23 protein-coding genes and 1 pseudogene are annotated in these 23,484 nt (G+C 66.7%); 9 read left to right on the top strand and 15 right to left on the bottom strand.

Features of this window, described 5'->3' with window-relative positions:
* Window positions 1-18: 18 nt before the first annotated feature.
* Together IFT55_RS09340 and IFT55_RS09345 are read right to left on the bottom strand one after the other, a co-directional pair.
* Window positions 19-1,200, bottom strand: a complete 1,182-nt coding sequence (locus IFT55_RS09340) for a M24 family metallopeptidase (protein ID WP_192091340.1) — start codon at window positions 1,198-1,200, stop codon at window positions 19-21.
* Between the two features lie 11 nt (window positions 1,201-1,211).
* Window positions 1,212-2,441 (bottom strand): NAD(P)/FAD-dependent oxidoreductase, encoded by a 1,230-nt coding sequence (locus IFT55_RS09345; RefSeq protein WP_192091341.1) that lies wholly within the window; start codon window positions 2,439-2,441, stop codon window positions 1,212-1,214.
* Between the two features lie 361 nt (window positions 2,442-2,802).
* Here IFT55_RS09345 and IFT55_RS09350 point away from each other — a divergent pair, with 361 nt between their 5' ends.
* Both IFT55_RS09350 and IFT55_RS09355 read left to right on the top strand, forming a co-directional pair.
* Entirely contained in the window at window positions 2,803-3,891 is a 1,089-nt protein-coding gene (locus IFT55_RS09350; RefSeq protein ID WP_192091342.1) for a biotin carboxylase, read from the top strand.
* Window positions 3,892-3,999: 108 nt separating this feature from the next.
* A complete protein-coding gene (locus IFT55_RS09355; protein WP_192091343.1) occupies window positions 4,000-4,938 on the top strand; it encodes a Gfo/Idh/MocA family protein in 939 nt (312 codons plus the stop codon).
* 156 nt (window positions 4,939-5,094) lie between these two features.
* On the opposite strand, the gene IFT55_RS09360 is transcribed toward IFT55_RS09355, so the two are convergent.
* A complete protein-coding gene (locus IFT55_RS09360) occupies window positions 5,095-5,445 on the bottom strand; it encodes a DUF6481 family protein (protein ID WP_192091344.1) in 351 nt (116 codons plus the stop codon).
* A 195-nt stretch (window positions 5,446-5,640) separates the two neighbouring features.
* On the bottom strand, window positions 5,641-6,102 hold the full coding sequence (locus IFT55_RS17405; RefSeq protein ID WP_249403718.1) for a hypothetical protein: 462 nt from the start codon (window positions 6,100-6,102) through the stop codon (window positions 5,641-5,643).
* A gap of 106 nt (window positions 6,103-6,208) precedes the next feature.
* On the opposite strand from IFT55_RS17405, the gene mgrA reads away from it, so the two are divergent.
* The gene (mgrA, locus tag IFT55_RS09370) at window positions 6,209-7,288 is read left to right on the top strand and encodes an L-glyceraldehyde 3-phosphate reductase (protein ID WP_192091346.1); all 1,080 of its coding nucleotides are present in this window, start codon (window positions 6,209-6,211) and stop codon (window positions 7,286-7,288) included.
* Window positions 7,289-7,538: 250 nt separating this feature from the next.
* Here mgrA and IFT55_RS09375 read toward each other — a convergent pair whose 3' ends face one another.
* The 9 genes and pseudogenes from IFT55_RS09375 to IFT55_RS09415 form a co-directional block, all read right to left on the bottom strand.
* Window positions 7,539-8,297, bottom strand: coding sequence for a class I SAM-dependent methyltransferase (locus IFT55_RS09375; RefSeq protein ID WP_249403719.1), 759 nt, complete (start codon window positions 8,295-8,297; stop codon window positions 7,539-7,541).
* Complete coding sequence (gene prfB / locus IFT55_RS09380; protein WP_192091348.1) at window positions 8,287-9,414, bottom strand: peptide chain release factor 2; 1,128 nt, start codon at window positions 9,412-9,414, stop codon at window positions 8,287-8,289. The genes IFT55_RS09375 and prfB overlap by 11 nt, the downstream gene beginning before the upstream one ends.
* 49 nt (window positions 9,415-9,463) lie before the next feature.
* A complete protein-coding gene (locus IFT55_RS09385) occupies window positions 9,464-11,989 on the bottom strand; it encodes a penicillin-binding protein 1A (protein ID WP_192091349.1) in 2,526 nt (841 codons plus the stop codon).
* 116 nt (window positions 11,990-12,105) lie between these two features.
* Window positions 12,106-12,261: pseudogene (locus IFT55_RS09390) on the bottom strand (MerR family transcriptional regulator); the annotation flags it as partial.
* A 49-nt stretch (window positions 12,262-12,310) separates the two neighbouring features.
* Entirely contained in the window at window positions 12,311-12,610 is a 300-nt protein-coding gene (locus IFT55_RS09395; RefSeq protein WP_192091351.1) for an integration host factor subunit alpha, read from the bottom strand.
* A 71-nt stretch (window positions 12,611-12,681) separates the two neighbouring features.
* Complete coding sequence (locus IFT55_RS09400) at window positions 12,682-13,644, bottom strand: beta-ketoacyl-ACP synthase III (RefSeq protein WP_192091352.1); 963 nt, start codon at window positions 13,642-13,644, stop codon at window positions 12,682-12,684.
* Complete coding sequence (gene plsX, locus IFT55_RS09405; RefSeq protein WP_192091354.1) at window positions 13,641-14,672, bottom strand: phosphate acyltransferase PlsX; 1,032 nt, start codon at window positions 14,670-14,672, stop codon at window positions 13,641-13,643. Before plsX ends, IFT55_RS09400 begins: the two co-directional genes overlap by 4 nt.
* Window positions 14,673-14,698: 26 nt before the next feature.
* A complete protein-coding gene (gene rpmF / locus IFT55_RS09410) occupies window positions 14,699-14,878 on the bottom strand; it encodes a 50S ribosomal protein L32 (protein ID WP_192091356.1) in 180 nt (59 codons plus the stop codon).
* Between the two features lie 164 nt (window positions 14,879-15,042).
* Window positions 15,043-15,702 (bottom strand): MBL fold metallo-hydrolase, encoded by a 660-nt coding sequence (locus tag IFT55_RS09415; protein WP_192091358.1) that lies wholly within the window; start codon window positions 15,700-15,702, stop codon window positions 15,043-15,045.
* A gap of 87 nt (window positions 15,703-15,789) precedes the next feature.
* On the opposite strand from IFT55_RS09415, the gene pabB reads away from it, so the two are divergent.
* From pabB to msrA, 5 genes are all read left to right on the top strand, one after another.
* Window positions 15,790-17,547, top strand: coding sequence for an aminodeoxychorismate synthase component I (gene pabB / locus IFT55_RS09420; RefSeq protein ID WP_192091360.1), 1,758 nt, complete (start codon window positions 15,790-15,792; stop codon window positions 17,545-17,547).
* A 38-nt stretch (window positions 17,548-17,585) separates the two neighbouring features.
* Window positions 17,586-18,785 (top strand): pyridoxal phosphate-dependent aminotransferase, encoded by a 1,200-nt coding sequence (locus IFT55_RS09425; protein WP_192091362.1) that lies wholly within the window; start codon window positions 17,586-17,588, stop codon window positions 18,783-18,785.
* 72 nt (window positions 18,786-18,857) lie between these two features.
* Window positions 18,858-20,060, top strand: coding sequence for a GGDEF domain-containing protein (locus IFT55_RS09430; RefSeq protein ID WP_192091364.1), 1,203 nt, complete (start codon window positions 18,858-18,860; stop codon window positions 20,058-20,060).
* 138 nt (window positions 20,061-20,198) lie between these two features.
* Window positions 20,199-20,342: a hypothetical protein gene (locus tag IFT55_RS09435; RefSeq protein ID WP_192091366.1), complete on the top strand. Its 144-nt coding sequence runs from the start codon at window positions 20,199-20,201 to the stop codon at window positions 20,340-20,342.
* A 58-nt stretch (window positions 20,343-20,400) separates the two neighbouring features.
* Window positions 20,401-21,051 (top strand): peptide-methionine (S)-S-oxide reductase MsrA, encoded by a 651-nt coding sequence (gene msrA / locus IFT55_RS09440; protein WP_192091556.1) that lies wholly within the window; start codon window positions 20,401-20,403, stop codon window positions 21,049-21,051.
* A gap of 7 nt (window positions 21,052-21,058) precedes the next feature.
* Here msrA and IFT55_RS09445 read toward each other — a convergent pair whose 3' ends face one another.
* Both IFT55_RS09445 and mgtE read right to left on the bottom strand, forming a co-directional pair.
* Window positions 21,059-21,457, bottom strand: a complete 399-nt coding sequence (locus tag IFT55_RS09445; RefSeq protein WP_192091368.1) for a DUF1489 family protein — start codon at window positions 21,455-21,457, stop codon at window positions 21,059-21,061.
* A 31-nt stretch (window positions 21,458-21,488) separates the two neighbouring features.
* Complete coding sequence (gene mgtE / locus IFT55_RS09450; protein ID WP_192091370.1) at window positions 21,489-22,883, bottom strand: magnesium transporter; 1,395 nt, start codon at window positions 22,881-22,883, stop codon at window positions 21,489-21,491.
* A 138-nt stretch (window positions 22,884-23,021) separates the two neighbouring features.
* On the opposite strand from mgtE, the gene IFT55_RS09455 reads away from it, so the two are divergent.
* On the top strand, window positions 23,022-23,480 hold the full coding sequence (locus tag IFT55_RS09455) for a peptidylprolyl isomerase (protein WP_192091372.1): 459 nt from the start codon (window positions 23,022-23,024) through the stop codon (window positions 23,478-23,480).
* The last annotated feature ends 4 nt before the right edge of the window (window positions 23,481-23,484 follow it).

A 23,484-nucleotide genomic window follows, 5' to 3' on the forward strand; every position in this document is an offset into this window, starting at 1 on the left:
CAAAGCGGCGTTCCGCCGCTATCCGAACGGCCGGTCGATCGACGGCTGCGGTTGGGTGAACCAGCGTGCGCCGGTGTCGGTGACGTGGAAATGATCCTCCAGCCGGACGCCGAACCGGTCCGGCACGACGATCATCGGTTCGTTCGAGAAACACATGCCGGGCTGCATCGGCGTGGTATCGCCGCGCACCAGATTGGCGGGTTCATGGATCGACAGGCCGATGCCGTGGCCGGTACGATGCGGCAGTCCGGGCAGGCGATAGTCCGGCCCCAGCCCGGCCCCCTCCAGCACGGCACGCGCGGCGGCATCCACCGCTTCGCACGATATGCCGGGCGCGGCGGTCGCGAACGCCGCCGCCTGCGCGGCATGTTCGATGTCCCAGATGTCGCGCACGTCCTGTTCCACATTACCGAACGCATAAGTGCGGGTGATGTCGGAATGATAGCCATGGACGCGGCAACCGGTATCCACCAGCACCAGTTCGTTTTCGTGCAGCGACTGGTCGCCCGGCAGCCCGTGGGGAAAAGCGGTGGCACGGCCGAACTGCACCGCGCAGAAGAACGACCCGCCGCCGCCGATCGCGCGATGCGCGGCATCGACGAACCGGATCACCTCGCTGGCGGTGATGCCGGGGCGCAGGATCGCGGCGGCACGCGCCTGCACCTCCAGCGTCATCGCCTTGGCTTCGGACAGACATGCCAGCTCGGCGGGCGATTTCACCATCCGGCATCCGTCGATCACCCCGGCACCGTCGACCAGCGTCGCACCCGTGGCGCGCAGCCGTTCGCCCCACCCGAACGGCAACAGCGGATCGACCGCGATCCGCCCCGCGCCGCGCGTGGCATCGGCGACCAGCGCGACCGGGCTTTCCTCCTCCTCCCACAGGCGGACATCGGCCGCGATCGCCAGTGCGGCGTCGAGCGATCCGCGTTCGAACCGGGGACAGATCAGGATGGGATCGCCCGACAGCGGCAGCACCAGCGCGACCATCCGCTCGGTCGCTTCCCACGGCACGCCGGTGAAGTAGCGCAGCGACGATCCGGCATGGACCAGCAGCGCGTCGGCCCCCGCCGCCGCCATCCGCGTCCGGGCCTGCGCGATCCGCGTGGCATATTCGGCCGCAGCGATCGGCGGTACGCGAACCGCCGGAGGAACGATCGCCGCCAGTTGGGTTGCGGCGTCGGAAGTGCCGACAGTCATGGAACGTCCTTTCAGAAGCGGTCGAGGTCGAACGGTGCCGGATCGACGACGGGAGCTTCGCCGGTCAGCAACGCCGCCACCAACTCGCCCGTCACCGGTCCCAGCGTCAGGCCGAGATGCTGATGTCCGAATGCGTAGAACAGATTGTCGGCACGGGTCGAGCGGCCGATCGCGGGCAGATAGTCGGGCAATGTCGGCCGCGCACCCATCCAGCGGGTGAACGGACCGTCGATCGGCAGCGCCAGATCGGCGACATGCCGCTCCAGCCGGTCCCATTTGCGCGGGTCGGGGGCGGCATCCAGGCGCGACAGTTCGACGAACCCCGCGACCTGCACCGTATCGGCATAGCGGGTGACGATGATCGACGGGTCCTCGAACACGACCGGCGGCATGGCGGCGGGCCAGCGGGTCGCGCTGCCACGGATATGATAGCCACGCTCGGCGATCAGCGGCACGCGGTGCCCCGCCGCCGCCATCAACGGCCGCGCGCCGATCCCGGCCGCCACCACGATCCGGTCCGCGACGACGCCGGGGATCGTGATTCGTCCATCCCGACACACCAGTGTGGCCGATAGCGGATGGCGTACGACACCCGCCGCCGCCAGTGCATCGTCCAGCGCCATCGCCAGCGCGTCCAGATCATGGATCTGCCCGCTGCCGCCGAAGCGGATCGCGCCCGCGACCTGCGGCGACAGCGCGCGCAGCCGTTGCAGTTCGTCCGGCGCGGCATCGACGATGCGGGCAGCTCCGATGTTCGTCGTCGCCCATGCCGCCTTGCCTGCCCTCGCGCGCGCATCATCGGGCCAGACGACGAAATGTCCGTCTTCCCGCAACAGGTCGGGGCGTGCCAGCATCGTCGCCAGCCGCCGCCATGCGGGCATGGCGTGCGCCAGCAACCCGCCCAGTGCCGCCAATCCCGCGCGAAACCGCCATGGTGCGGACGCCGCCAGCATCCGTGCGGCGAACGGCGCCCATGCGCGCATCTGCCCCGGCGGAAGGTCGAGCGCGCCGCCGCGCACGAACAGGCGGCGCGGTACGCTCCGCAGCGTCGCGATCGATGCCAGCGGTGCCACCTGCTCGGTCGCAATATGTCCCGCATTGCCCCATGATGCCGCCGACCGGTCGCGCATGTCGTCCACCAGTACGACCCGCTCGCCACGTCCGGCCAACGCCAGCGCGATCGACCTGCCGACGATACCGCCGCCGATCACCGCGATCCGATCGCTACCGCGCTGGGGCATATAATGTCCTGAACCGACCATATCGGAAGATATTGTATACTATCCGGTGCTGGAGGCTCGCTCTTTTTTACGCCTGCCCCGATGATTCGCCGCATCTGGACCGGTTCCAGAGGAGCGTTCGTCGCGAATGGGCCTGTCACCATCGTAACGCGGGAAGCATGCATGCCAACTGGTCACCGGGATGGTCGGCGTTCTGACGCAGATGTTGGCTCGCGATTGGGAAGGGGGCTGCCGACGCGCGAACCGTGGAACGCAAACGTTCGCGTTCGAAGGCGCCCCATCATGCGCGTCCAAATGTGCCCAGGTCGATTTGCACCGGCGCAGTCCCGTAGGCTAGTGCCCCAAGCGCAGGAGATTGCTCATGAAAACAGCGCCAGTCGCCATTCTGTATCAGGCGCTTTCCCCGCCGGTCATCGACGGGTTGCGCAAGGACGCCAAACCCGGCGGATATTCCGATGGCGGTGCCGACATCGCCTATGCGCTGAAGGTAGCAGGTGTCGACATCGTGACGCCGGTCGCGTCCCCCGATCCACGCACGGCGCTCGATTGGGTATTTCCCGATACTGCCGAAGGGATCGATGCGGCAGGACGGGCGGGAGCGTCCGTTCTGTGGGCGAATACCGTGTTGTTTGCGGGGCATCCGCTGGAAACCGTACTGACCGACTTCGCGATCGTCGGTCAGCTTCCAGCCGCCATGCAGGCGTTCGACGACAAGTTCGAAACGAACCGCATGCTGGCGGACGCCGGGCTGCCGGTGGCGCGGTCGTTCCTGCTGTCCCGAACCCCGCGCACGGACGTCTGCGGTCTGGACGATGTCGAAGAGGCCTGTGTCGAGCGCAACATGGTCTTCCCGCTGATCGTGAAGCCGGTCCGTGGCCGCGGCAGTCAGGGCGTCACGCTGGTCGACGATATCGGCGCGTTGCGGCAGGCGGCCGCAGCGTTGATCGACGCTGCGACCTTCGGCGACATGCTGATGGTCGAGGAGTTTCTGGATGGCGACGAAATGACGGTGACGGTGATGCCGCCCGCCGCCCCCCGCCCCGACGGGATGCCGTCGCCGCGCCATTGGGCGCTGCGGCCGGTCTATCGGTTCGATCAGCATGGCGGCGTCGCGCCGTATAATGGCGACGTCCCGGTGACGGCCAACAGCGTGGCGATCGACGCGCAACGGCTGCGCGATCCGGCGATCGAAGCGATGATCGATGCTTGCGTCGCCGCCGCCGCGCTGGTCGATGCGCGCACGGCGATCCGCATCGACTGCCGGACGGACCGCCAAGGGACGTTCAAGCTGTTCGACCTGAACATGAAACCGAACATGACCGGCCCGGGCCGGCCCGGACGCGACGATCAGGACTGCCTGTCGGCGATCGCCGCCCGCGCCGATGGCTGGGGCTATGTCGATCTTTTGCACGCGATGCTTGCCGGCAGATGGGGACCGGCATCCGGCTGACGAAGGTCCGACCAGACACTGCGTCGCCGGCGGTTGCCGGCAGGGGAACGTTCGGGGTACGCCTGCCATCGTCAATCGAGGCAGTTGCGCCTTTCAGCGGAGATGAGAATGCGCGTGCTGATGGTTGGCGTGGGCGACATTGCCCGCAAGGCATATCTGCCGGTATTGTCCGCCCGGCCCGATGTCGAACTCCATCTGGCCACCCGCAACCGTGCCGTGCTGGAAGACGCCGGGCGGACCTTTCGCGTCGCGGATCGTTATACGAGCGTCGCCGAGGCGCTGTCCGCCACGACGTTCGACGCCGCGTTCGTCCATGCGGCGACACCGGCACATCCCGAACTGGTCCGCACCCTGCTCGAACACGACGTTCCCACCTTCGTGGACAAACCGCTGGCGGACAATATCGCGGATGCCGAAGCGCTGGTCGCGCTGGCGCTGCGCCGCGACACCCCGATCATGGCAGGATTCAACCGGCGCTTCGCCCCCGATTACGTCGCGCTTCGTACCGTCGACGCCGACCTTTTCATCATGGAAAAGCACCGCCACGGCCAGCCCGATCTTCCCCGGCGGGTCGTGTTCGACGATTTCATTCACGTCGTCGACACGCTGCTGTTCCTGACGCCCGCACCCGTACTGCGCCGGACGATCGAGACTCATGTCGAGCGGGGCCTGCTGCATGCGGTTACGCTAACGCTCGCGGGCGACGGCTTCACATCCATCGGCACGATGCATCGCGACAGCGGTCTGGACGAGGAACGTCTGGACGCAATCGGCCGTGGCGCACGTCGCACCGTGCTGAACCTGTCCGATCGCGTCGACGCCGCCGGCACGCAACGGCATCACCGCCGTGGCGACTGGACCCCGGTCGGACGGCAACGCGGGTTCGAAGCGATGTGCGACGCCTTCCTCGACATGGCACGGGAACGCCGCCCGGCCGATGCCGCGGCGATCCTGCAGACGCACGAACTGTGCGAAGCGATCGTCCGCCACACGCAGTCGTCGTCCGTAGCCGGTCGTGCCGCGTCGACGGAATCGCCCGGTCGTTGAGAATGCCTGCCGTCGGGCGAAGCCGTCGGACGCATCCGGGCGAACGACATGGATACCGACGAATCGACGACCCGATACGAAACTCAGGCGTCGCCGTCGCTGCTTCGTCGTCGTACGGGTTCCTGCCGCCGCAGCGGCATCAACCCGTCCGTCCGGTTATTTGGCAGCCTTGCGGGCGGCGTACCGGGCGTCGCGTGCGGCCTTGAGCTCGGCTGCGGTCGGCACCTTCGGACGCCGCGCCTTTTCGGCTTCCGCTTCGGCAAGCGCAGCGGCTTCGGCGGCGGCAGCGGCTTGCTCCGCAGCTTCCTTGGCCTGTGCGATGGCGGCCAGCTTCGCGGCCTGGCGTTCGGCCTGCGCGGCTTCGCGTGCCTGACGCGCAGCCTGCCGCTTGGCCACTTCGGCGGGGTCCGGCTCGGGCCGTTCGCGATACTGCTTCAACGCCTGTTCTTTTGCTGCCCGAGAAGCTGCAGCGCGCTCATGTAAACCAGGGACCTTGAATGCCGGCATCAATACGTTCCATCAAAGGGGCGAGTTTGCCCTCATGGGGCATATAAGGCGCGGCGGCGTCGATAGAAGGGATATTCCTCTGGCGCGGCAGCCGAGCTGGCATCATCGCTCCGATGTTCGACTGGCGAGCATGCGGCGACGCGGACGATCGATTGCTTCCGGGCAGGCCCCGACCGGACCGGCACGGCCTGCCGGTCACGCGGTAGCGGGCGGTTCCGACAGCGGGCCGTTCGGCGCTTCCTCCACGGTCGGCGACGGGCCCGAACGGACGACCCATTTCGGATAGCCTTCGGGCGTCATGACAATATCGGGATGGCCGACGGGATCCTGTCCGGTCTCGATCCAGCCCGCGCCATGGCACCGTTCGCAGATCGCCCGTTTGCAGCGGAAACTGACCAGATCGATCTCGACGTTCCATTGCCCGTGTCCACGGCAGACCGGGCAGCGTGCATCGAGCGCACCGTTCCTCGGCTGAAGCGGAATGATGTCGAAGGCATGCGGGCTTTCGGGGCCGGCGCATAGGACGATGTTACTGGCGTGGGGCATGTCGCATCTCCTGACGGCCGGGCCGCACGATGGCAATTGCGCACGTCGGTGTTCGTTCCCGGCGTGCACGATCGATTGGCGGTGCCGCCTGTCTTCCACGACGAAAAGCACGGACAAGCCCCGGAATACCGGTACGACGGAAGAACTTGTCGCCGTGTTTCTGATCGACTGAAACGGTTGGCGCGTTGCGCGTTGAGGCCCTTTACAAGGAAGCACCATGCCGTTTGATCCCTCGTACGTCGCCGCGCCCACCCGATATGACAGCGGCATGCCCTATCGCCGCACCGGCCGGAGCGGTCTGAAACTCCCGGCCATCAGCCTCGGGCTATGGCAGAATTTCGGGGGGAACGACGTGTTCGAAACGGGGCGTTCGATCCTGCGCCGGGCCTTTGATCGTGGCGTGACCCATTTCGATCTCGCCAATAACTATGGCCCGCCATACGGGTCCGCCGAGGAGAATTTCGGCCGCGTGCTGGCATCCGATCTCGGCACGCATCGCGACGAACTCGTCATCTCGACCAAGGCCGGCTGGGACATGTGGCCCGGTCCGTATGGCGATATCGGTTCGTCGCGGAAGTATCTGATCGCAAGCTGCGACCAGAGCCTGAAGCGGATGGGCCTCGACTATGTCGATATCTTCTATTCGCACCGGGTCGATCCCACGACCCCGCTGGAAGAGACGATGGGCGCGCTGGTGCAACTCCACCGGCAGGGCAAGGCGCTGTATATCGGGATATCGTCCTATGCCCCGGAACTGACGCGCCGCGCGGCCGAGATCCTTGCCGGGGAAAAGGTGCCGCTGTTCATCCACCAGCCGAGCTATTCGATCCTGAACCGCTGGATCGAGCGCGAACTGCTCGCGACGCTGGACGATCTGGGCACCGGGTGCATCGCGTTTTCACCGCTGGCGCAGGGTATGCTGACGAACCGGTATCTGTCCGGCGTGCCGCAGGACGCGCGGGCGAGCCGTGGCGGATCGCTGTCCCAGAACTTGCTGACCGAACAGAACATCGCTGCCATCCGGGCGTTGAACGATATCGCGACGGCGCGCGGGCAGACGCTGGCCCAGATGGCGATCGCATGGGTCCTGCGCGACCTGCGCGTTACGTCGGCGTTGATCGGCGCACGCACGGTGGCGCAGCTCGACGATTCGCTCGACGCGACGAAGAAGCTCGACTTCTCCGCCGACGAACTCGCGGCCATCGATCGGGCGGCCGAAGACGGCGGGATCAACCTCTGGTCGGAATCTTCCGACATCGCCAAGCTTCCCGCACCGCAGGGCGTACCCGCAGAATAAGAGGGGGCAGGCATGCGAAGGCACCTGATCGATCGATCGTTCAGGTGCCGACGTCGCGCATCCGAACGCGGTGGTAGTGCCTTGTTACCGACAGCGTAGCGCCTTCCGTTCGGTCGTCGGGGCGGACCGGCCATATCGGCACCCGTCGAACCCTTGGTCGCGACCTGCACGGACCGCCTTCGTCGCCCGGACGCTCCGGTGGAGACCCGGGGTTTGCGCCGATGCACCATGACGGTCCGGGATCGGACACTTATCCCCTCGGCCCGGGCGTCTGCGCCGGACCGGGCAAGCGGCAGGGACGGATCGCGGCGGGTTCGGGCCGCGGTCCTTCCGCTTCGAACACCGCGATATAGCCGCCTGCCGATGCCATGCGCTGCATCTCGACCTGTCGATATCCGACCGCCGCGAATTCGCAGCGCAGCAGCGCGGGCGGCGTCCCATGATTTTGCGTCGGGCGATCGGCATCGACCACCACCACGCGCCCGCCGCGCCGCAGGCCGGGACGGAGTTTCCACAGGAACGCATACGGCTCCGCGATCTCGTGATACATGTGGACCATCAGCACGCGATCGAAACTGTCGGCGGGCAGCTTCGCATCGTCCGGCTCGCCCAGCCGCACGCTGACATTGTCGAGCCGTTCGCGCGCGACCCGCTGCGCCAGCGCGTCGCGAATACCGGGGATGATGTCCTCCGCCAACACGCGCCCTCCCGGCCCAACGCGCTGCGCCAGACGGATCGTGTAATAGCCTTCGCCCGCGCCGATATCCGCGACGGTCATTCCCGCCGCGATGCCGGCACGGTCCATCACCGCTTCCGCCTCGTTCAGCCGATCGCGTGCTTCCTCGGTCGACCAGCGCGCCGACACGATCGTCGCCACCGGCCGGTCGGCGCGCGGAAAGCGCGGCGCGTTGCGTTCGGGTTCGTCCGGCACGGTGCGCGGCTGGGTGGCATCGCACCCGCCGAGCAGTATCAGGCCGAGCAGGACGGCGGCGCGCATGTCAGTCGACATCCTCGACTTCGACCGTTTCGCCGGTCACACGCTGCGACAGCGCCGCCGCCATGAAGGGGTCAAGCGCGCCGTCAAGCACGTCGCCGGGAGCGGTGGAGACCACGCCGGTGCGCAGATCCTTCACCATCTGATAGGGTTGCAGGACATAGGACCGTATCTGGTGACCCCAGCCGATATCGGTCTTGGTCGCGTTCTCGGCACTCGCTTCCGCCTCGCGGATTGCCAGTTCGCGTTCGTACAGCCGCGCGCGCAGCTGGTTATAGGCTTCGGCCTTGTTCTTGTGCTGCGAACGCTGGTTCTGGCACTGCACGACGATGCCGGTCGGGATGTGCGTGATCCGCACCGCCGAATCGGTGGTGTTGATGTGCTGCCCGCCCGCGCCCGATGCGCGATAGGTATCGATCCGCAGGTCGCTTTCGTTATATTCGACCTCGATATTGTCGTCGATCACCGGATAGACCCACACGCTGGCGAACGACGTATGCCGCCGTGCCGCGCTGTCATAGGGGCTGATTCGCACCAGCCGATGCACGCCACCCTCGGTCTTCGCGAAGCCATAGGCGTTCTCGCCCTTCAACAGCAGCGTGGCGGACTTGATCCCCGCCTGTTCGCCCGAATGCTGATCGACCAGTTCGACCTTCATCCCCCGCCGTTCGGCCCAACGGGTGTACATGCGGCTGAGCATCCCGGCCCAATCCTGGCTTTCGGTCCCGCCCGCGCCCGCGTTGATCTCGATATAGGTATCGTTACCGTCGGCCTCGCCCGACAACAGCGCCTGCACCTTGTCATGATCGGCACGCCTTGCCAGTTCGGCCAGCGCGGCGACGCCCTCCTCGGCCATCTCCGCGTCGCCTTCGGCATCGGCCATTTCGATCAGCTCGGCGGTGTCCGACAATTCGCTTTCGATCGCACGCGTCGCGCTGATCGCTTCGTCCAGCCGGCGGCGTTCGCGCATCACGTCCTGCGCGGCCTTGGGATCGCTCCACAATGCCTGATCCTCGACGCGTGCGTTCAGCTCGTCCAGCCGGCGCAGCGCCCGATCCCAGTCGAGGAAGCGGCGCAGCAGGGCCAGCGCGTCGTTGATCTTGTCGATATGGGCTTGCGCTTCGGCGCGCATGGGGAAACTCCAGTCAAAATCGGTATCGATAGCAATATGGGGGCGGGCGCTAGTAGATTCCGCCTTCGCGTTGCAAGAAGTCGCTGTCGCGCGGCGGCGGTGCGACACGTGGCCCGGCAGCGCGGGTCGGATCGCGGGTCACCGGCGCCGCCGCCGTACCCAGCCGGCCGGTGGCGCGACGCGGTTCGCTTTCAGGCTTGAACGCTTCCCAGATCACCGCCGCCTTCGGTTCGGTGGTCGGCCATGCGCCATAGACCGGACGTCCGCTGCCACGATCGATTCGCACCATCCGCACCCCGGCGGGCGCACGGAACGGCAGTACGTCCACGTCCTTGTACGCCCGTTGCGCGAACGCCTTGTAGATCGGCGCGGCGATCGTGCCGCCCTGCGCATATCCGCCAAGATTGCGGGGCGAATCATAGCCGAGATACAGGCCGGCGATCATCTGGGGCGTACCGCCGACGAACCACACGTCGGTCGGTCCCGTCGACGTCCCGGTCTTGCCCATGATCGGACGGTTCAGGTCGCGCAGCGTGGTGGCCGTGCCGCGCTGGATCACGCCTTCCATGATGTGCACCATCTGGTACGCGCTCATGGCGTCCATCACCTGCCGCGTGCGGACCTGCGGACGCGGCATCGGCTTGCCGTCCCAATCGGGCGCGTTGCACCGGTCGCACGCGCGCCAGTTTTCAGGAAGGATCACCTTGCCGCGCCGGTCCTGCACGAAATCGATCACCGTCGGTTTCAACTCGCGCCCCTGGTTCACGAGGATCGAATAGGCGTTGACCATCCGCGTCACGGTCGTCTCACCCGCGCCCAGCGCATAGGACAGATAGGGCGGGAATTTCTGGTCGCTGATGCCGACGCGCTGGATCAGGCCGTTGACCTTGTCCATGCCGGTCTGCGCCGCCGCGCGCACCGTCATCAGGTTACGCGACTGTTCGATGCCCCAGCGCATGGTATGCGGCCCCGATCCGCCGCCGCCGAAATTGCGGAAGCACTTGGTGCTTAGCCGCCCGCCCTGGTTTACGCAGAACGGACCGTCGACGATGATAGATGCGGGGGTCATGCCGGCTTCCAGCGCGGCGGCATAGACGATCGGCTTGATCGTCGATCCCGGTTGGCGCATCGCCTGCGTCGCGCGGTTGAACGACTGGATACGACTGTCGAACCCGCCCTGCATCGCAAGAATGCGTCCCGTGCGCGGATCCTCGACCACCATGCCGCCCGACACGCGCGGCACCGATCGCAGCGCCCAAGCCCCGCCCGACGGCGCGACCGCGACGATATCGCCCGGCTCCAGCGCGGCGAACGCGGTTCCGCCCAGCCCACGCGCGGGCATTGCTGCCGCGCCGCGCGGCAATTGACCGGTCCGGCCGTCGACGAACCCGATCCGTGCGGAGGTCGCCGACTTGTCGATGACGATCGCCGCCTGCCAGTCCTGATAGTCGATGCCGATATTGGTGCCCTGCAACGCCGCCAGCCACCGGTCGCCCTCAATCTTCGTACGAGGTTTGTTGAGTGGCCCCGACCAGCCGCGTCCGCTGTCGAACCGGATCAGCCCCGCGCGCAGCGCGTCCTGCGCATGGGCCTGCACCGCCGGATCGAACGAAGTGCGCACCCACAAGCCGCCCGCATAGACGCTGTACGGGCCGCTCTTGTCATCGGTGCCGAAGCGGTCGAGCAACTGGCGGCGGACTTCCTCGATGAAATAGCCGCCGACCGGATCGACGCGCGCGGTCCGCCGCTCGATCGTGCCCAAAGGCTGCGCCACCGCGTCCGCACGCTGCGCAGCAGTTATGAAATTGTTGCGCAGCATTTCGCCCAGCACCCAGTCGCGCCGGGCGATGGCCCGGTCATAACCGCGTTCCGGCGTATAGTTCGACGGCCCCTTCGGCAAAATTGCCAGATACGCCATCTGGGGCAAGGTCAGTTCGCGCAGTTCCTTCCCGAAATAGGCATTGGCCGCTGCCTCGACGCCGAACGCGTTCCGGCCCAGCGCGATCTGGTTGAGATAGAGTTCGAGAATCTGCTGCTTGGTCAGCACATTTTCGATCCGATAGGCGAGCAGCGCTTCCTTCGCCTTGCGGACGTAACTGACCTCGTTGGTCAGCAACAGGTTCTTGGCCACCTGTTGCGTGATCGTCGATGCACCGATCGGGCGACCGTCGTTGCGCAGATTGGTCAGCATCGCCGATGCGATGCCGGGATAATCGACCCCATGATGATCGAAAAAGGTCCGGTCTTCCGCCGCAAGGAACGCCTTGACCAGCAACGGCGGGTATTCGGCATAGGAAAGCTGCACGCGCCGTTCGCGTTCGTAGCGGTGCACGGGCGTCCCGTCGATCGTACGGACGTTGGTCGGCAACGGCGGCTCATAGGCGCGCAGCGTTTCGACCGAAGGCAACGTCCGCCACAGCAGCAGCCAGATCAGGAACACCCCGATTCCGGCGAGCAGCGCGAGGAATGCCGGAATACGGAACCACCAACGCCGACGGACCTGGCGAAAGCGTGCCCGCCATCCCCCATGTGCGGATGGGGGGACGGGAGTGGGGTCGGTACTGGATACGCTCATCGCCCGCGCGGTTTAGCAGGTTTGGCGGTGGGGGAAAGCGCTCGTCGGACCGCGCGGTGCCGCAGGACGGGTCAGTCCGGTCCCCCGCCCCGATGATCTGCGTCCAGCGCATCCGCCAGCAACGCATGGATACGGCGCAGCAGCGCCACGTCCTCCGCCCGGTAATAGCGCCGGTCGCCCGCCCGCGTCAGCGGGCGAAGCTGCGGAAACCGGCCTTCCCAATAGCGCAGCCGATGCTGCGGCACCCCCAGTTCGCGCGCAACCTCACCGATCGTACGATAGGCATCGGGGGATTTATCGGAAGGCGTGGGTCGTCCCCGTTCAGTTGGTGGCGAGGATGCGGTCGCGCATCATCTGGCTCGCGCGGAACGTCAGCACCCGGCGCGGCGCGATCGGAACCTCGACGCCGGTCTTGGGATTGCGGCCGACGCGCTCGCCCTTGTCGCGCAGTACGAAGCTGCCGAAGCCCGAGATCTTGACGTTCTGCCCATTGGACAGCGCCTCGCACATGTGCGTGAGCAGCTGTTCGATGATCCGGGCAGAATCGGCGCGTGACAGTCCAATCTCGCGATGCATTTCCTCAGCGAGATCGGCGCGGGTCAGCGTGCCTGTGGATTCCATGATCGTCCCCCTGTGTAAAACCAGATGCCCGACTAGCACAGCGTATCGCAGCGTTCAAAAATCCGAAAGGATTACCAACGCACTACCGCAGCGCCCCAGGTGAAGCCGCCGCCCATCGCTTCGAGCACCACCAGATCGCCGCGGCGGATACGCCCGTCGCGCACCGCAGTGTCGAGCGCCAGCGGCACCGACGCCGCGGAGGTATTGGCATGCTGGTCCACCGTGACCACGATCTTGTCGGGGGACAGCCCCAGCTTGCGCGCCGTCGCGTCGAGGATGCGGGCATTGGCCTGATGCGGCACCACCCAGTCGACATCGTCCGACGTCAGTCCGGCCAGCGCCAGCGATTCGCCCATCACCGCCGCCAGATTGACCACAGCGTGGCGGAACACTTCCTTGCCCTTCATCCGCAGCTTGCCGACGGTGCCCGTGGTCGACGGCCCGCCATCGACATAGAGCAGACCATTGTGACGGCCATCGGCATGCAGCCGGGTGGCAAGGATACCCTGTCCGCTGTCGCTGTCGTCCGCCTCCAGCACGATCGCGCCCGCCCCGTCGCCGAACAGGACACAGGTCGTCCGGTCTTCCCAGTCGAGAATACGGCTGAACGTCTCCGCGCCGATCACCAGCGCACGGCGATGGACGCCGGTGCGAATCATGCTGTCGGCGACCTGCACCGCATACAGGAAACCCGAACACACCGCCGCGACATCGAACGCCACGCAATCGTCGATGCCCAGCATCGCCTGCACCTTCGTGGCGGTGGCCGGGAAAGTCTGGTCGGGCGTGGCAGTCGCCAGCACGATCAGGTCGATCGTCCCCGCATCGACGCCCGCCGCCTCGATCGCGCGGCGCGCGGCATCGGCGGCCAGCGTCGCGGTCGTCTCCCCCTCGCCCGCGATATGCCGAAACCGGATGCCGGTACGCTCGACGATCCATTCGTCGGAGGTATCGACGGTTTCGGTCAGTTCGGCGTTCGATACGCGGCGTACGGGAAGCGCCGATCCGGTGCCGGTGACGATCGCGCGGATCATGCCGCCCGTGCCTCGATACCCGCCAGATCGGATGCGATGCGCCGGGTCAGGTCGTCGCGCACCATCTTTGCCGCGACCTGGATCGCGTTCGACACGCCCGCCTCGTTCGCGCTGCCATGGCTTTTGACCACCAGCCCGTTCAGGCCGAGGAATACCGCGCCGTTATGGTTGTTGGGGTCGAGATGATGCCGCAGCAATTCGGTCGCGGGGCGCGAGATCAGGAACCCGATCTTGGAACGCACCGACGACCGGAACGCGCGTTTGAGCAGATCGGCGACGAATCGCGCCGTTCCTTCGGCCGTCTTGAGCGCGATATTGCCCGAGAATCCGTCGCACACGACGACATCGACCTGTCCCCGCGACAGGCGATCACCCTCGATATAACCGGTAAAGGCCATGGGCAGGTGCGGCGACGATCGCAGCATCGCTGCCGCTTCGCGCACGCTGTCGATCCCCTTCGAATCCTCGGTGCCGATGTTCAGCAGCGCGACCCGCGGCAGTTCGAGGTCGAGCGCGGTGCGGGCATAGGCCGCACCCATCACCGCGAACTGGACGAGGTTGCGCGCATCGCACTCGGCATTGGCGCCGAGGTCGAGCATGACCAGATCGTTTTCGCCCAGACTGGGCAACAATGCGGCCAGCGCCGGGCGATCGATGCCGGGCATCGTCCGCAGGCTGACCTTCGCCATCGCCATCAGCGCGCCGGTATTGCCCGCCGACACCGCGGCGGCCGCCCGGCCCTGTTTGACGAGGTTGATCGCCACGCCCATCGACGTCGTCTTCGAACGCCGGATCGCCTGGCTGGGCTTGTCCGACGATCCGACGACCTCTGGCGCGTGGACGATTTCCGACGCCGCGCTTAGATTCGGATGGGTCGCTAGACCGGTGCGAATCGCAGTCTCGTCGCCGACCAGCAGGAACCGCATCGCCGGATGACGGTGCCGCGCATGCGCGACACCCGCCAACATGGTGGCAAGTCCTTCGTCACCACCCATCGCGTCGATGGCAATCCACGACCCGTCAGCCATGCGTCCTTCCCGGTCCGGCGCGATGCTTACGCTTCGACCGAGACGACTTCGCGACCGTTATAGTGGCCGCATGCGTTGCACAGATTGTGCGGACGCTTCAGTTCGCCGCAATTCGGGCATTCCTGGAACGACTCGACGCTCAGCGTGTCGTGGCTGCGCCGCATGCCCCGCTTGGAGGGCGACGTCTTTCTTTTGGGAACTGCCATTTCGGCACCTTTACAACAATTGGATCGGTTGGATTCGCCACCAATTGCAAACGCGGCCCAGGCAAGCGTCGGACCCTGTCAGGACCGCCGACCCGCCGGACCGGCAGACAGGCTGGTCGCGAAACGAGCCGCGCCTATAGCGTTTTATGGCCGCGGTGCAAGCATTACCCCGCCAGAACGCGGTCGCCGACGAACGGATTGGTCGCGCGTTCGTGCGCAAAGGTGCTGCCTGGGCCATGTCCGGGGACGAACGCGGTGTCATCGCCCAGCGGCCACAGCTTCGTCACCACCGACCGGATCAACGCATCGTGATCGGACAGCGGAAAATCGGTACGCCCGACCGATCCCTGGAACAGCACGTCGCCGACCAGCGCGAATCGCGACGGCGCATGATGAAAGATCACATGGCCCGGCGTGTGGCCCGGCGTTTCGTACACGTCGAGCACCGCGTCGCCGACGGTCACCGTGTCGCCTTCCACCAGCCAGCGTGTCGGTTCGAACGGCACGCCGCGCATGCCCCAGCGTTTGCCGTCCTCGTCCAGCCGTGCGATCCAGAATCGGTCGGCCTCATGCGGACCCTCGATCCCGACGCCCAGCTGGTCGGCAAGCGGCTTGGCTTCGCCGCAATGGTCGATATGGCCGTGGGTCAGCAGGATCTTTTCCACCGTCACGCCGTGCTGCGCCGCCGCCGCGACCAACAGCGGCAGGTCGCCGCCTGGATCGACGAACGCGCCGCGCATCGTCGCGGTACACCAGAGCAGCGTGCAATTCTGTTGCAGCGGCGTGACGGGCACGATCGCCGCGCGAATGGGGGACGGGGTCATCGCTCCGCCCTAGCCGCAGCCGCCGCGCGACGCAAAGCCTTGCCGAGAATGCTTGCCCCCGACGGTCGCACGCGGCAAGTCGGCGCGATGTTCGACGCGACCCGGCCTTTCGTGCTGTGCGACGATGCCCGGCCGGGCGGATGCGCGCGCCTGTATCACGCGCCGCGCCGGATCATTCGCGCGGATCGGGTGGCCGATATCGAACCGGCGATGGACGCGGTGCGGGCGGCCGTTGCGGGCGGCGCATCGGTCGCGGGGTTCGTCGGCTACGACGCCGGGGCGGCATTCGTTCCGGGCGTACCCCCTCGCCTGTCACCGCTGCCGCTGCTGTGGTTCGGCGTGTTCGACGGCTATGAACCGGTCGCGCCCGAACGGCTGCTGCCCGATCCCGACGGGGCATGGATCGGCCCGGTCGTCCCCGATATCGACCCGGCGGCGTATCGGGCGCGGTGCGAGGCAGTGCTCGCGCTGATCGCGGCAGGGGACATCTATCAGGCGAACCTGACCTTCGGCGCGACGGTGGCGGTCGCGGGCGATCCGCTGTCGCTTTATGCCCGCATCCGGCCTCGGGCCGCCGCCGGTCATGGCGCGCTGGTATGGACCGGGGACGACTGGCTGCTGTCGTTCTCTCCCGAATCGTTCTTTGCGATCGAAGCGGGCCGGATCACGACCCGCCCGATGAAGGGCACCGCCCTGCGCGATCCCGATCCGGTGCGCGATCGCGATGCCGCGCGCGCACTGGCGGACGATCCCAAGCAGCGCGCCGAAAACCTGATGATCGTCGACCTGATGCGCAACGACCTGTCGCGCGTCGCCGTGCCAGGCAGCGTACGCGTGCCCGAACGGTTCGTCGTCGAAACCTATCCCAGCATCCACCAGCTCATATCGTCGGTCACCGCCACGCTGTTGCCCGGTCACGATGCGGTCGACGCGCTGGCGGCGCTGTTCCCGTGCGGGTCGATCACCGGCGCGCCCAAGCGCCGGGCGATGGAAGTAATCGATTCGGTCGAGGATCGCGCGCGCGGCATCTATACCGGCGCGATCGGACGGATCGATGCCGATGGCGACGCAGCGTTCAACGTCGCGATCCGCACGCTGCACCTGAGCGACGGCGCGTCCGGCGCGACGATCGGGCTGGGATCGGGCATCGTCGCTGATTCGGCGCCCGCCGACGAATGGCGCGAATGTCTTGCCAAGGGGCGGTTCCTTGCCGAAGATTCGCCGCGCTTCGACCTGCTGGAAACCATGGCGTTCGATCCGCTGGCCGGCATCCCGCTGCTCGAACGCCATCTCGAGCGCCTGCGCGACAGCGCCGCGCGACTCGGCTTCGGCCATGACCGGCACGCCATCCGCAACGAATTGCAGGCCGCGATCTTCCGGCTGCGCCATCCGTCGCGCATCCGGCTGTTGCTGTCACGGTCGGGGGCGATCTCGGTCGACGTGACGCCCCTGCCCCCCGCGCCCGTCGCCCCGGCGGCGGTCGCGGTCGCGCCGTTGCCGGTATCGCCGCGCGATCTTCGCCTGACGTACAAGACCAGCGACCGGCGGTTCTGGCCGGCCCCGCCGCCGGACTGTTTCGAAACGATCTTCACCGATGCCGACGGCCGGCTGACCGAAGGCAGCTTCACCTCGATCTTCGTCGGACCGGAAGGCGCGCAACTGCTGACCCCGCCGCTCAGCCGCGGGCTGTTGCCCGGCGTCCTGCGCGCCGAGTTGATCGCACGTGGCGATGCGGTCGAAATGCCGTTGACCGTGGCCGATCTTGCGCAAGGATTTTACGTCGGCAACGCCGTACGCGGATTGATTCGTGCGCGATTGGTTGCGGAAGGGGACGCGCAAGGCTAAGGGCGCCGCCAGTATTCCCTGCCAGCATCGGACGTCCCATGAAGCCTTCCGCCGCGCTCGACCGCATCAATCCGTCGCCGACGCTCGCCATCACGTCCAAGGTCCTCGAACTCAAGCGGCAGGGCGTCGACGTCATCGGTCTGGGTGCCGGGGAACCGGATTTCGACACGCCCGATTTCGTCAAGGAAGCCGCGATCGAAGCGATCCGCGCGGGCAAGACGAAATACACCAACGTCGACGGCACCGCGGAGCTGAAGGCCGCGATCGCCGCGAAATTCGCCCGCGACAACGGCCTGACCTATGCTGCGGACCAGATCAGCGTGAACGTCGGCGGCAAGCATACGCTGTTCAACGCGCTGGTCGCCAGCGTCGATGCGGGCGACGAGGTGATCGTGCCGGCCCCCTATTGGGTCAGCTATCCCGATGTCGTGCAGTTCGCGGGCGGCACCCCGGTGTTCATCGCGGCGGGCGCGGACCAGGGATACAAGATCACGCCCGAACAGCTCGATGCCGCGATCACCGCGCGGACGAAGTGGGTCATCCTCAATTCGCCGTCGAACCCGACCGGCGCGGGCTATACCCGCGACGAACTGCGGGCGCTGGGACAGGTGCTCGAACGGCATCCGCACGTGTGGATCTTCGCCGACGACATGTACGAACACATCGTCTATCCCGGTTTCGAATTCGCGACGATGGCGCAGGTCAATCCGGGGCTGTACGACCGGACGCTGACGGTCAACGGCTGTTCCAAGGCCTATGCGATGACCGGCTGGCGCATCGGCTATGCCGGCGGCGCATCGTGGCTGATCAAGGCGATGGCCAAGCTTCAGTCGCAATCGACCAGCAACCCGTGTTCGATCGCACAGGCCGCCGCCGTCGCCGCGCTGAACGGCGACCCGTCGTTCCTTGCCGACCGCAATGCGGCGTTCCAGCGGCGGCGCGACATGGTGGTCGCCGATCTCAACGCGATTTCGGGCATCACCTGCCCGACGCCCGATGGTGCCTTCTATGTCTATCCCGAACTGTCGGGACTGATCGGCCGGACCACGCCCGGTGGCAAGCGGATCGAAACCGACGAGGATTTCGTCGGCTATCTGCTCGAAGACGCCCGGGTCGCTGCGGTGCAGGGCTCGGCGTTCGGCCTGTCGCCTGCGATGCGGATCAGCTACGCGACGTCGGACGACCTGTTGAGGGAAGCATGCGCGCGGATCGCGACTGCCTGCGACGCACTCAAGTAGCGCCAGGTACGAACGGAGTATTCATTATTCTGGATTAGTGTAGCTACGTTCCTTTCGGAAAGACGGGCTGCCTTGATCGACCTGACGACCCTGTACATTCTGGCGGCGCTCGGTTCGATCGTGGCGGGGATCGTCCATGTCGTGCCATGGGCGACCGGCCGGTTCGGGGGCTGGGCGGCATGGTGGGGTTTCGGCCATGTCGCGATGGGCATGACCGCCGTGGCGGCAGTGTTGCGGGATCATGGGGCAGAGGACTGGATCATCCGGCTGGGCAACCCGCTCGCGATCCTGTCCTATGCCGCGATCTTTGCCGGAATGCGCAGCTTCGGTGACCCGCGCGCCCGCAATCTGCCGATGATCGCGCTGGCCGGACTGATTGCGGCACCCCTGTTCTTCTGGGTCGATCCCGCCGATTTTCCGCAGCGTGTCGCCTATCTTTGCGTGTTCCGTTCGCTGTTCGATCTCGCGACCGTCGTGCTGGCGGTGCGGATGGCCCGGCGCGAACATCTGCACACCGGCTGGATCGTCGCGACCCTGTTCGCGATCACCGTGCCGCTGTTCCTCGTCAGGGGCTGGTTGAGCGCTACCGATCAGATCGGCGGCAGCCTGACCGGCCGACACGACGATGCCGGCGCGTGGCTGGCGGCAGCGCAGATCGCGTTCATCCTGTTCCGGGGCTTTTCGCTGTTCGTGATGGAGGCGGAGCGGGGACAGCGGACGCTGGCCGACCTTGCCGACCGTGATTCGCTCACCGCCGCACTCAATCGCGGCGGGTTTCAGCGGCGGCGCGATCGCTGGCAGGGCGATGGCGCGGTGATGATGATCGATCTCGACTGTTTCAAGCAGTTGAACGACACCTGCGGCCATGCGGCGGGCGACGCGATGCTGCGCCTGCTCGCCGATGTGGCGCGCGATGCGATGCCCGCCGATGCCGCGTTGTGCCGCTGGGGCGGGGATGAGTTCGTCTGCGTCCTGCCCGGCATGTCGGCCGACCGCGCGCCGGACGTGGCGGCACGGATCACCGCGCGGTTCGCGGCAGACGGCGCACGGATCGCACCGGCCGTGATCGGCGTGGTGCCGAGCATCGGTATCGCTTTCGGGTCGCTGGCAGAAATGACGACGTTGCTCGCCGAAGCCGACATGCGGATGTATGCCGAAAAGGCGCAGCGACGGTCGTGGCGCGACGAGCATCCGACCCATGACGATACATGGCAACGCAGCGTTGCCGAAAACGACCCGACCATCGGCTTGATTTCGCACGTGCAACATGGTTGAGGGGCTGCATCGGGGATGAACGGACGCGCCAGCGTCGGTTCACTGCCCACCTATTACATCCTGCCCCGGACGATCGGGCGGTGCCTTTCTTCGGGAAGGTCGCTGCCGGGTCCGGCCCGTGACAGGAGGACGAGACAGATGACCAGGACGCACACCGGATTCCTTCGCCATTTCATCAGCGGCTTCGCCATCGGCGCCGTCGCGCTGGTCGCCGCGCAGTTCGGCGTCGCCGATACGCGGATGGTCCATGCCGCACCCGCGACGGTCGAGCGACTCGGTTGATCTGGCGGGGGGCGGCATCGCTCCCCATGTCGGTGCGGAGAGGATCCGCCCGATGAGAATGTTGCTTCCGCTGTCGATCGCCGCGATCGGTGCCGCCGCCGTGCTGACGGTCGCGCCCGCCATCGCCGAGCGTGCCGTCGCGATCCCGCCCGTTACCAGCGACGTTCCGCCCACCCCCGGTCTTGCCACCGCCGTGCTGGCGGGCGGATGTTTCTGGGGAATGGAGGCGGTGTTCGAACAGATGAAGGGCGTGCGGTCGGTCGTCAGCGGCTATGCCGGCGGGACGAAGGCTACCGCGACCTACGACCAGGTATCGACCGAGCGCACCGGGCATGCGGAAGCGATCCGCATCACCTACGACCCTCGCGTCGTCAGCTATGGCACGTTGCTGCGCGTCTATTTCTCGGTCGCGCACGATCCGACGCAGCGCGACCGGCAGGGACCGGATACCGGCCCCAGCTATCGCTCGGCGATCTTTCCGCAGAACGGCGCGCAGATGCTGACCGCGCAACGGTACATGGCGCAACTCGCCCGCACGAAATCCTTCGATCGCCCGATCGCCACCCGCATCGAACGTGGCGCGTTCTTCCCGGCCGAAGCGCAGCATCAGGACTTCGCGCGACGCAATCCGTCGCATCCTTACATCATGCGCTGGGACCGGCCGAAGGTCGCGGCATTCCGCGCGGCCTATCCGCGACTCGCGGGATAGCCCGGCGTCAGAGCAGCCCGAGCGCGACCAGTTCCCCGATCAGCCGGGGCGGGAGTTCGTCCGCCCCGCTGCCCGCGCCGCCCAGATCGGCGGGCGCGTCGGCTTCCTCCAGATACCGCCACCCCTGATGCGCCCGCTTGGGCCGGGCTTCGACCAGTATCAGCCTGGGTCCCAGATGGATCGCGGCGCGCCCGCCCTCCGCTTCGCCGAAGCCGAGGATCGGCGAGCGTGCGACCAGCCGGTGCTTGAGAATCCAGAACAGTGAGCCGCCGTCCAGTTCGGCGACCCGTTTGGGCAGATAGCGCGTCGTCATCGCCTCCCCCGCCGCATGGCGGGTGGCGAGACGTTCGGAAAGCTGGTCGACATGGTCGATCGCAAAGGCGACTTTGGTCAGGTGGAGCGGCACGCGGGCGACATGGGGATGCGCCCGCGCCGCCTCAACCGGTCAGTCCGCTGACGGTCGCAAGTCCCAGGAAAACAAGGAAGCCCATCGAATCGGTCGTCATCGTGACGAAGATCGACGACGCGACCGCCGGATCGGCGTTGAACCGGTCGAGCGTCAGCGGCACAAACACCCCCGCAAAGCCGGCGATCACCACGTTGAGCAGCATCGCCACGCCGATCACCGCGCCCAGTTCCCCGTTGTGGAACCACAACGTCACCCCCACGCCGATCAGCGTCGCCACGGTCAGCCCGTTCATCAGCGCGATGACCATTTCGCGGCGGATCGCACGCAGCGTGTTCGACTGGGTCAGCTGATTGGTGGCCAGCGCGCGCACCGTCACCGCCATGGTCTGGGTTCCCGCATTGCCGCCAAGGCCCGCGACGATCGGCATCAGCGCGGCCAGCGTGACCATCCGGTCGATCGTCGCGCCGAACATGCCGATGATCGTAGCGGGTAACAGCGCGGTAATGAGGTTGGTGATGAGCCAGCGGACCCGCGCCTTGTACGAATCGCGGATCGGTTCGTTGATGTCGCCTTCGCCCGCCCCCGACAGCAGCAGCGCGTCCTCGCCCGCCTCCGCCTGGATGATGTGGACGACGTCGTCGACGGTGATCATGCCAGCCAGCCGCCCGCCACCATCGACCACGGCGGCGGAGATGAGCGCGTATTTCTGGAAGCGGAGCGCGACTTCCTCCTGATCCATGTCGACCGGGATCAGCGTCTGTTCGCGCTGCATGACGTCGGCGATGGCGACGCCGCGCGGCGTGCGCAGGATCCACGACAGCTGGCACGTACCGACCGGCCTGTGCGCCGGGTCGACCACGAATATTTCCCAGAAATCGGTCGTCAGCGTCTCGTCGGCGCGCAGGTAATCGAGCGCGTCCCCAACCGTCCAGTGTTCGGGCACCGCGACCAGTTCGCGCTGCATCAGACGCCCGGCGGACTCCTCGGGATAGGACAACGCTTCCTCGATCGCGGCGCGATCGTCGGGATCGAGCGCGCGCAGCACCGCACGCTGATCCGCATCGTCCATGTCCTCGATGATCGCGACGGCGTCGTCGGTATCGAGCTGTGCGGCGAGATCGGCGACCTGCGCGGCGGTCAGCGCGTCGATGATCGCATCGCGGACCCAATCGTTCATCTCCGCCAGAACGTCACCGTTCAGCCGTTCGGCGACCGATGCCGCCAACGCCGCGCGCTGTTCGCCCGGCACGATTTCGAACAGGTCGGCAAGGTCGGCGGGGTGCAATGGTTCGACCAGATCGCGTGCCGCTTCGTCGTCGCCGCGTTCGACCGCGTCGAGCACCGCACGGACGAATTCCGGCTTCAGCCGGTCGTCGGCGTCGAGTTCGCTGGTATCGGCGATGGAGAGGTCGGTGTCGTTCATCGCGTGCCTTCCTGTCGCCGGCCGAACCCCGCTGTACCCATGCTGCACCGCCGTGCCAACGTTTGTGACAATTCGGTCGATGGTTGCCGGATCGGTGCACAGCCCCTACCTGCCCTCCACGATTTCAAGGAGTGACCCATGGCCGACCTTCCCAGCACGCTCGTACTGACGCTCGACACCGGCGAGGTGCGGATCAAGCTTCGCTCCGATCTGGCGCCGGGTCATGTCGAACGCATCGTCAAGCTGGCCGATTCGGGCTTTTACGACGGCGTGGTGTTCCACCGCGTGATCGACGGCTTCATGGCGCAGGGCGGCGATCCGACCGGCACCGGCACCAGCGGTTCGCAGGAGCCCGATCTGAAGGCAGAATTCAGCCGCGAACCGCATGTCCGCGGCGTGTGTTCGATGGCGCGTACCGCCGCACCGCACAGCGCGAACAGCCAGTTCTTCATCTGTCTCGACGACGCGACCTTCCTCGACGGACAATATACCGTGTGGGGTGAAGTCACCGACGGCATGGACGCGGTCGACAAGCTGCCCAAGGGCGAACCGCCCCGCAACCCGGGCAAGATCGTCACGGCCCGCAGCGAAGCGTAACGGT

This window comes from Sphingomonas sp. CFBP 13720, assembly GCF_014842075.1.
In the GTDB taxonomy this organism is placed as follows: Bacteria; Pseudomonadota; Alphaproteobacteria; order Sphingomonadales; family Sphingomonadaceae; genus Sphingomonas.